The following is an 8,852-nucleotide window of genomic DNA, read 5'->3' on the forward strand; positions in this document are numbered from 1 at the left end:
CACTTCATGCAGGTCGACGTTATGTGGCTTCTGGTCCTCGCTTATCTCGGTGGTGTGCTGACGATTGTCAGCCCGTGCATTCTGCCGGTATTGCCCTTTGTCTTCGCTCGCACCGGGCAGCCATTTATGAAAAGTGGCTTGCCGCTGCTGGCGGGGATGGCGCTGACCTTCGCGCTCGTCGCCTCGTTGGCGGCGGTGGGCGGCGGTTGGGTGGTGCAAGTCAATCAATACGGTCGCTGGCTCGCGTTGCTGTTCGTTGCACTGTTCGGGTTGACGCTGTTGCTGCCGCGGTTGGCCGAACGCCTGACGCGTCCACTGGTGGCAGCCGGCGGTCGGCTGTCGCAAGCCGCGGGCGCCGATGCCCGGCCGCGTCCCGGCGCTTCATTCCTGATCGGCGTCGCCACGGGCCTGCTTTGGGCACCCTGCGCCGGGCCGATTCTGGGTTTGCTGCTGACCGGCGCGGCGCTGCAAGGGGCAAGCATCGCAACCACTCTGTTGCTGCTGGCTTACGCGGCCGGTGCCGCCACTTCTCTCGCCGCAGCACTACTGCTGGGCGGTAAGGTCTTCGCCGCAATGAAGCGCTCGATAGGCGCGGGCGAGTGGCTGCGTCGAGGCCTGGGCGCTGCGATGCTGGTTGGTGTGGTGGCGATAGCCCTGGGACTGGACACCGGGATTCTGGCGCGGGTTTCAACGGCGTCCACCGGCGGTATCGAGCAGGTGCTGGTTAACCGATTGGCCAGTCAGACACCGGCCAACAGCGGGACAATGATGGCGCAGATTCCACAGGCCGGCGATCAACCCGCCGGCGGCATGATGGCCGCTGGAGATGCGATGAAAGTGACCGCGAAGGCGCCGAACGCGCTGCCGATTGAGGGCAGCCTTCCATCCCTGGACGGCGCCGTGCAATGGCTCAACTCGCCCCCACTCACCGCTCAGGCGTTGAAGGGCAAGGTCGTGCTGGTGGATTTCTGGACTTACTCCTGCATCAACTGCCTGCGCACCCTGCCGTATGTGAAGGCCTGGGCCGAGAAGTATCGCGATCAGGGCTTGGTGGTGGTCGGTGTCCATGCGCCCGAGTTTGCCTTCGAACGGGATGTGGGCAATGTCACCAAAGCCATGAAGGACCTGGGCATCACCTACCCGGTGGCCATTGATAATGACTACAAGATCTGGCGTGCTTTCAACAACGAATACTGGCCGGCCCATTACTTTGCCGATGCTCAGGGGCGCATTCGTTATCACCATTTTGGTGAAGGCAAGTACGCCGAATCCGAACAAGTGATTCAGCGACTGTTACGTGAGGCGGGGGCCGCGAAAGTCGCGCAGGGGCTGATCAATGCCAACGCCCAGGGTGTTCAACTCGCCCCGGATATGAATGAAGTGCAATCGCCCGAAACCTATGTCGGCTACCGACGGATGGAGCATTTCGCCTCTGAAACCAGCCTGGTGCCGGACAAGGCGACTGCCTATAAGCCACCGTCACAACTGGCCCTCAATGACTGGAGCCTGGACGGTCAATGGGCTGTCGGTCCGGAGCGGGCCGTTTCAAATGCTGCGGCCAGTCGTATCGTCTATCGCTTTCACGCTCGCGACTTGCACTTGGTGTTGGGCCCCGGTGCTGACGGCAAACCGGTGCGTTTCAAAGTGTTGATCGACGGCAAGCCCCCAGGTGATGCCCACGGTATCGACGTCGCGCCTGATGGCCGCGGCAGCGTCACCGAGCAGCGGTTGTATCAACTGGTACGCCAGAGCACAGGCGTAAAGGACCGGACTTTCAGCATCGAGTTTCTCGATCCGGGTGTGTCGGCGTATGCGTTTACCTTTGGTTGATAGCCCCCATTCATTCAGGAGACAGCCCATGAAAACCCCATTCAACTGGCGTCGCACATTTCTGGGTTTGGCCGCCGCCAGCGTAATTGGTCAGTGCTCTGCATTCTCGTTCGCAGGCGCCGAAGAGGCGGTCATCATCCCGGCGCCGACGCTTGACGAAACCACCCAGGCGCACAGCGAAACGGCGGTTTTTGCCGGCGGTTGCTTCTGGGGCGTCCAAGGCGTGTTCCAGCATGTCAAAGGGGTGAAAAATGCGGTTTCCGGTTATGCCGGTGGCGCAGCCAATACCGCTCAATACGAGCGGGTCAGCGAGGGTGACACCGGCCATGCGGAGGCCGTCGAAGTGACCTTCGATCCCGCTCAGGTCAGTTACGGAAGCCTGCTGCAGATCTATTTCTCGGTGGCCCACAACCCCACCGAACTCAACCGCCAGGGCCCGGACCGAGGCACTCAGTATCGGTCGGCGCTATTCCCGAAAAGCACCGAACAGCAACGCGTCGCCCAGGCTTACATCACCCAGCTCGACGCTGCCCATTCGTTCAATAAACCGATTGTCACCAAGCTGGAAAGCTACAACGGTTTCTACCCGGCGGAAGAGGAGCATCAGGACTTCCTGACCGAGCATCCGACCTACCCCTACATCGTGATCAATGACCTGCCGAAAGTGGCGCAGTTGAAGCAACTGTATCCGGATCGGTATCAGGAAAAACCAGTATTGGTGAAAGCGGGCATGCAGGGCGGCTGACAGGACGGAGTCGCCTCACCCAGAAATCAGGTTCTTGCCCGCGATTTTCGACCGATACAACGCCTGATCGGCCCTGGCCAGCAACCCGGTCTGTTGTTCTTCTTCAAAGCGCTGCACCACGCCAAAACTCATGGTCACTTGATAGTCCCCGACCGGCAGCAGGCTCGCCAGGCCATGACGGATTCTTTCAGCGAGTGACCTGGCGTCGGCCAACAAGGTATTGGGCAAAATCAGGATGAATTCGTCACCGCCCCAGCGCGCCAACAGATCGCCTTTGCGCACGCAGTGCTTCACACTCTCGATCACTTGCACCAACGCTGCATCTCCCAGGGCGTGACCGTAGTGATCGTTGATGTTTTTGAAGTCATCGAGGTCCATGGCAATCAGCGACAGGGGTTCGCGGAAGCGTTGGGCGCGGTCGCATTCCTTAGGCAGGGTTTTCTCCAGTCGATAGCGATTGGCGATGCCGGTCAGCACATCGGTTTCTGCCAATTTGCGATTTTCTTCGAGTTGAATCTGTAACTGCTGATTGACCCGGGACAACTCCCGAGTACGTTCCTTGACGATGGCTTCCAGGGATTGATTACGCCGCTCCATTTCTTCGATCAGGCGTTTCTTGTCTTCGATGCTGCGGTGCGCGCCGATCATTCGCGCCACCGAGCCGTCGGCATTACGTGCCAGCACGTAGCCGCGATCCTCGATCCAGGTGTAAGTGCCATCGCGCATGCGGCAGCGATACTCGGCCTGATAACCGGGAGCGCGCTGATCCAGGTAGTCATCAAACAACGCCATGACCCGCGAATAATCGTCGGGGTGGATCACGTTTTCCCAGGTCAACACATTGTTGTCCAGGGAATGAGGCGTATAGCCGAGCATCTCGTACCACCCGGGGTTGCGATAGACGAACCCGGTGTTGGCGTTCCAGTCCCAGATACCATCGCTGACCAGTTCCAGAATGGTGTGCAGCATGTCTTCGTTAAAATCTGACAGATCGAACTTCAACGGCTCGATTTTCGATGCCTCACCCATCATCGGTCTCCCTGCCGTCCTGATATTAACGTGACTCGTCAGTCGAGGAGATTAGTTCATGGCGTATTGCCCCGGCTAGTGCTTGCCCCACCACTGCAGTGCAAAGTCAACGAAGCTGCGCAATTTCGGCAAACGGTAGCGGTCCTGGGCATACACCAGGTTCATCGGCCGACTTGGCAGTTGGTAGTCCTGCATCAAGGCCACCAGTTTTCCGTCCCGAAGGTCTTGCTCCACCAGCGCATCGGGAACCATCACGATGCCCATGCCGGTTCGCGCCGCTTGATGCAACCCCGCCGAGCTGTTGATCAACATCGGCCCGCTGACCGCCACCATGACTTCACCTTCGGGCCCCTTCAGGCGCCATTGTTTGGCTACCGAGTGCCAGTCATCTCCGGCCGGGTAGGCGAAGGCCAAACAGTCATGGTGTTGCAGGTCGGCGGGTTTCTGCGGTGTGCCTCGACGCTCCAGATAATCCTTCGATGCGCACAGGGTCATCGTGTAGTCGATGAGCGGGCGAGAAATCATGTTGGACAGCTCGGTCGTGCCCAGACGAATCGCCACGTCGAAACCGTTGTCGAGCAAGTCCAGGCGCTGGTTGGTCAAAACGACATCGAGTTTGACTTGCGGGCAGCGCAGGGTGAACTCGCTCAGGGCCGGTGCGAGCCGTTCGGTGCCGAAGGTCAGCGGTGCGGTGATGCGCAGAGTGCCGCTCGGCTCGTCGAGGGTTTGTTCGGCCAGGCGTTCGGAGTCAGCCACCAGCCCCAGCACTTCGAGACACCGCTGATAGTACGCCGTGCCGAATTCCGTCAAACGCTGACGCCGTGTCGTACGGTTGAGCAAGCGCACACCCAGGCGTTGCTCCAGAGCCCGCAGGTGATTACCGACCATGGTCGTGGACATTTCGCACTGCAAAGCGGCGGCGGTCATGCTGCCGGCTTCCACCACTCTTACGTAAACGGTCATTGCCTGGAATAAATCCATTATCAAGCCCAGCTTTAAAATGATTGAAGTGTTGCGGTATTTATCCAGCTCAGGTGGCTAACCATACTGCAAAAACACCGACTATTGATGGAGCTTGATGTCATGACCGCCACCTGCCTGATGAGCACTTACCAACCTTTGGCCCTGAGTTTCAGCAAAGGCCTGGGCACGCGCCTATGGGATCAGGCCGGTCGTGAATACCTGGACGCGGTGGCGGGCGTGGCGGTGACCAACGTCGGCCATTCCCATCCGCGAATCGTGTCGGCCATCAGCGAACAGGCCGGGTTGCTGTTGCACACATCCAACCTGTACAGCATCGACTGGCAACAGCGGCTGGCGCAGAAACTGGTTCGGCTGTCGGGCATGGAGCGGGCGTTCTTCAATAACTCCGGTGCCGAAGCCAACGAAACCGCGCTGAAACTTGCGCGGCTTTACGGCTGGCACAAAGGCATCGAGCAGCCGCTGGTAGTGGTCATGGAGAACGCTTTCCACGGACGGACCCTCGGCACCTTGTCGGCCAGTGACGGCCCGGCGGTGCGCCTGGGGTATAACAAGTTGCCGGGGGACTTCATTAAAGTGCCATTCGGCGACCTCGCTGCCCTGGAGAAGGCGCAGAAAGCCCACGGCCCACGCATTGTGGCGATTCTGATGGAGCCGATTCAGGGCGAAAGTGGTGTGCAAGTGGCGCCGCCTGGTTATCTCAAAGCGGTGCGCGAGCTCTGTGACCGGCGCGCCTGGTTAATGATGCTCGACGAAATCCAGACCGGCATCGGCCGTACCGGCCAGTGGTTTGCGTTCCAGCACGAAGGCATCATCCCGGACGTCATGACCTTGGCCAAAGGCCTGGGTAACGGAGTGCCCATCGGTGCCTGCCTGGCTCGGGGCAGGGCTGCGGATTTATTCACACCTGGCAGCCACGGCAGTACATTCGGCGGCAATCCGCTGGCGTGTCGGGTGGGTTGCACCGTGCTGGAGATCATCGAAGAACAAGGCCTGCTGGAAAACGCCAGACTTCAGGGCGAACGCCTGCTTGCCAGATTGCGCGTCGAACTGGCCGACGATCCGAACGTCCTGGTGATCCGTGGCCAGGGATTGATGATCGGCATCGAACTCGCCCAACCAATCCGCGACCTGACCTTGATTGCCGCGCGGGATCACGGTTTGCTGATCAACGTGACACGGGGCAAGACCATTCGCCTGCTGCCACCGCTGACGATCGATGAGCGGGAAGTGGAAATGATTGTCAGAGGAGTGGGGCGGGCGGTGAAAGCGGCCTGACACCTTCTGTGTATACACCGCTTCCCTTTGTAGGAGCAGCCTTCGGCAGCTCCTACAAAATCGGTGTCTCCCTGAGTGAAATAGCCCCCAAAGAAAATTGCGGGGGCTATCTTGCGGGGCTATCAATTGGTTTGCTGCACCGTACTGACGAAAGCGGAGACTTCAGCCCGGTTCATCAGTTGAAGTTTTGAGCCGCTAAACCGGTCAAACAAACGCTGATGGGCGGCAAATCCACTGGACCCTTGGCGAGTACGGTAGCTGCCGGCCCAATCGAGTAACGCAATCAGCAACTCTTCCTTCTCGTCCCGCCTCGCTTCTCGCTGGCGTATGTTGTTCACGCAATCTTCGTCCTCCAGACACAGCCAGATCAGCGCAGTGGCCTGCTCCACAAGTTCGCTGACCATCCAGCCGTAAACACCCTCGATAACCCAACGCTCTTCACTCGCCGCCACCCGCGCCATTCCCAGTGCTTCGTTGCGGGGACGGGCGATGCTGTGTTCATCGGATACCCAGTGAATCAGGTCGAGATCGGTACAAGGCACTTGCAGATGCTCGGCCAGTCGTTTGGCCAGCCAGCTCTTGCCCGAGCCGGAATTGCCGATGATCAGGGTTCGAGTGAGGTTTAGGGTGGCCGGGTAATGATTACTCATGGTCATTCGTGCGAAGTCAGTCGGCTGTTTCGGACATTTCTGGCGCGATCATTCGCGTCTTCGGCGATCCATCCGCATTGAATTGATAAATATCCTGTGGCTGGCCCTTTTCATTGAAGAACACTTGGCCAATTCCTGCCGAGTTCCACAACCGTTCCCCTGCTTCGGCGTGTTCGGGGATGTGCGGAACAATGCGCATGCGTCGGCGTTTGGTCAGCCAGTTAAGGGGCGAGCGGGGCGAGTAGAGCCAACGGTTGAGGCGGTCGAACCATTCGAGCAGGGCGGGTGGGAATTCGTTTTTGATGCCGCTGCTGGTGATCTGCCAGATACGCGGGCCGGCCTTGCGGTGTCGGATCAATACTTCATAGACGAAGGAATAATGCACATCGCCGGACAGCACCACGTAGTTACCGGGTGTGCGGGAGTGTCGGAAAATGTTCAGGATCACCTGAGCCGCGCCGCGATGAGCCATCCAGTTTTCGGCGTCCACCAGCAGTGGGTAACCGCACCAACTGAACACGCGCTGTACGGTTTCGATCAATTTGACGCCGAAGATCGGCGCCGGTGAGACGATGATCGCCGAAGAATGATCGAGCAATTCCTGTTGCAGCTCACTGAGTGCTTCCCAGTCCAGCAGGCCCGACGGCTGCTTGAGATTCATCTCGCTACGCCAGCGCCGGGTGCGGGTGTCGAGCACCACCAGCGCCGGGCGGGTGGGCAGCACGTAATGCCACTGCTGAAAACTCAGCAGTTCATCGATCAATTCGTCCTGGATCTCGCTGTCGAGGTGATGGTCTTGCCCCGTGACGCTCAATAAGCGGGTTTTTTCCAGTACGTTGCCAAACGCATCCGGGTTGTTGCCCCAACCCTGACACAACATATAAGCAAGCAGCGCGTTGCCGATGATGCGCTTGGAGAACGGATGGTTGTAGGCCGTTTCCTCCCATTGCGCAGAAAGATTCCAGTCATCGGTAATATCGTGGTCATCGAAAATCATCAGGCATGGCAAATGCGCCATCGCTCGCGCGACGCCACCCAGCCCCGCCTTGAACCCATCGATGCGCGTCTGCTCCAGGGCATAACGCTTGCGTCGTTCGGGCGTCAGTGTCGGTGGTTGCGGCGCGATCAACGTCCAGGGCGTTGGCGACCACACCAGCAGGTACATGGCCATGACTTCGGCGAAGGTCACCAAATGATTGTCGGCGCTGCTGCTGGTGAAAATCGGCTTACGCGCCCCACCGAAAAATCGCTCGCGCAGGGTTTCGTTGCTCTCAAGCGCTGGTAACAAATCCGCACGATGGTAGTAACTGGCCGGATGTTCGTAGAGTTTGGCGCTGTCGCTGACCACTGCGCCGTCGAGGTGTTCGTCGAACAACCCCAGGCGTTCGATCAAGGCATGAATTGCACGCAGCATTGGTCCCGCGACATCATCCGCATACACCTGATCACCGCTCATCATTAATAGAGCCGGACGCTTGCTTGCGTCCGGCTCTGACGCGAGCAACCGGTCGACACACAGCAAGCCATCGGCCGCCGGATGGTGAGGTTTACGGCAGGAGCCATGCAGCAACTGATCGATCTGTGAGCGCAACACAAAGTTCGGGCAGCGCGCTTCACCATATAGTAGGTGAGGTGCCCACTCGGCGATGCCCGACGGAGCGCCATCCGCCTCGGCGATCAGCAGGTCGTACTCGATCAGTGTGTCGCAGGGCAGGGCGGTGTTCAGTGGTACATCTATTAAATGAACAAAGGCATGAGTGCCGACGGGAATGATCGTGCATTGATCCGCATTGAGGCGGATATCGATGCCTTGCAGGCGCAGCGTCAGCGCCAGCGAACGCGACCCGACCAGCCATAGCACCAGCCGCGCAGGTTCCAGGCGCCGCAATAACGGGCCGACGAGTACGGGTGGTAGTGATTGATGAGCGTCAGCTAGTGGCAAAGACATGGACATCCCGTTCAAGAATCCTGGCGCAGAGGGGCGCGATCATAGCGCAGCTGGTAAAGAGGGCGGGTTTGTCGACGGGTAATGCAAGCAAAGCCTGGACTGCTCATGAGGCAGAAGTCGGTACTGCGCCTAAGTCGCATGGATTAGGTAAAAATAATTACAACAGGTGGTTGACCACCAAATAAAACACTGTATTATTCGCCTCCCGCTAACGAGGAGTTTGAAACTGAGTTAGCGGCAAGTAGTTGAATTTCATGAAGAAAATTTGAAATTTACTGCTTGACAGCAACAGAGGCTGCTGTAGAATGCGCGCCTCGGTTGAGACGAAAGATCTTAACCAACCGCTCTTTAACAACTGAATCAAGCAATTCGTGTGGGTGCTTGTGGAGTC

7 protein-coding genes are annotated in these 8,852 nt (G+C 58.7%); 3 read left to right on the forward strand and 4 right to left on the reverse strand.

The genetic code is table 11. From position 1 onward, the window contains the following. Nucleotides 1-21 precede the first annotated feature (21 nt). Together F475_RS28465 and msrA are read left to right on the forward strand one after the other, a co-directional pair. A complete protein-coding gene (locus tag F475_RS28465) occupies nt 22-1,830 on the forward strand; it encodes a cytochrome c biogenesis protein DipZ (protein WP_111455314.1) in 1,809 nt (602 codons plus the stop codon). A 28-nt stretch (nt 1,831-1,858) separates the two neighbouring features. Continuing rightward, a complete protein-coding gene (gene msrA, locus F475_RS28470) occupies nt 1,859-2,575 on the forward strand; it encodes a peptide-methionine (S)-S-oxide reductase MsrA (RefSeq protein ID WP_086946438.1) in 717 nt (238 codons plus the stop codon). Between the two features lie 15 nt (nt 2,576-2,590). Here the strand turns inward: msrA and F475_RS28475 are convergent, their stop codons facing one another. Continuing rightward, nucleotides 2,591-3,604, reverse strand: coding sequence for a sensor domain-containing diguanylate cyclase (locus F475_RS28475; RefSeq protein ID WP_064616222.1), 1,014 nt, complete (start codon nt 3,602-3,604; stop codon nt 2,591-2,593). A 75-nt stretch (nt 3,605-3,679) separates the two neighbouring features. Next, nucleotides 3,680-4,585 (reverse strand): LysR family transcriptional regulator, encoded by a 906-nt coding sequence (locus F475_RS28480; protein WP_026286730.1) that lies wholly within the window; start codon nt 4,583-4,585, stop codon nt 3,680-3,682. Between the two features lie 102 nt (nt 4,586-4,687). On the opposite strand from F475_RS28480, the gene F475_RS28485 reads away from it, so the two are divergent. Then, entirely contained in the window at nt 4,688-5,863 is a 1,176-nt protein-coding gene (locus F475_RS28485; protein WP_018930169.1) for an aspartate aminotransferase family protein, read from the forward strand. A gap of 122 nt (nt 5,864-5,985) precedes the next feature. Here the strand turns inward: F475_RS28485 and F475_RS28490 are convergent, their stop codons facing one another. Together F475_RS28490 and F475_RS28495 are read right to left on the reverse strand one after the other, a co-directional pair. Then, nucleotides 5,986-6,513: an adenylate kinase gene (locus tag F475_RS28490; RefSeq protein ID WP_111455315.1), complete on the reverse strand. Its 528-nt coding sequence runs from the start codon at nt 6,511-6,513 to the stop codon at nt 5,986-5,988. Between the two features lie 16 nt (nt 6,514-6,529). After that, nucleotides 6,530-8,467, reverse strand: a complete 1,938-nt coding sequence (locus F475_RS28495; RefSeq protein ID WP_177431140.1) for an alkaline phosphatase D family protein — start codon at nt 8,465-8,467, stop codon at nt 6,530-6,532. Nucleotides 8,468-8,852 lie beyond the last annotated feature (385 nt).

This window comes from Pseudomonas sp. URMO17WK12:I6, assembly GCF_003253625.1.
Lineage (GTDB): Bacteria > Pseudomonadota > Gammaproteobacteria > Pseudomonadales > Pseudomonadaceae > Aquipseudomonas.